Raw genomic sequence first — 615 nt, 5'->3', positions numbered from 1 at the left:
GAAGAGCAGATGATGGTCGTTGAAGAAGCGCAAGAACGCGTGATGATGGTGGAAGAGCAAGCAACCGTTGCAGAAGAAGAGGTGGACAGCCTCAAGACGCAACTGGCTGACTACCAACAAGCACTAGACGTTCAGCAAACTCGTGCTCTTCAATACCAACAAGCGGTTCAGGCACTTGAGAAAGCGAAACAACTACTTGGTGATGACTGCCTGACGGCAGAGTCCGCGCAAGCACTTGTTTCTGAGCTTAAGAACAAAGAATCAGAAAGCACTAACGCGCTGCTATCGGTTAAGCACAAGTTGGATATGTCTTCTGCAGCAGCAGAGCAATTTGAAACTGCGCTGAAGCTCGTACAAAGTATCGTTGGGCAAGTCGAACGTAAAGATGCGGCTGAACAAGCGAAAATCGTCATTACGAAAGCGCGTGAATCTCAGCAAATCGCACAAAACGAACAACAATGGCGTGCTCAACATCGCGACCTCGAACGTAGCTTAAACCAACAGCGTCAAGCTCGTGAATTGGTCAAGGAATATCAAAAACAGTTCCATGTTGAGCTGACTGACGAAATCACGTTTGAACAAGAACGCGAACGTCATGCGATGCAAATCGAAACG

At 47.8% G+C, this 615-nt stretch carries 1 pseudogene; it reads left to right on the top strand.

The annotated features are described in order from the left end of the window. Positions 1–615 (top strand): annotated as a pseudogene (gene mukB / locus R7P74_RS27500) (chromosome partition protein MukB); the annotation flags it as partial.

Source organism: Vibrio sp. 2033 (assembly GCF_033339735.1).
The sequence above is the reverse complement of the archived record's forward strand: the minus strand, read 5'-3'. Positions and strand labels throughout refer to the sequence as shown.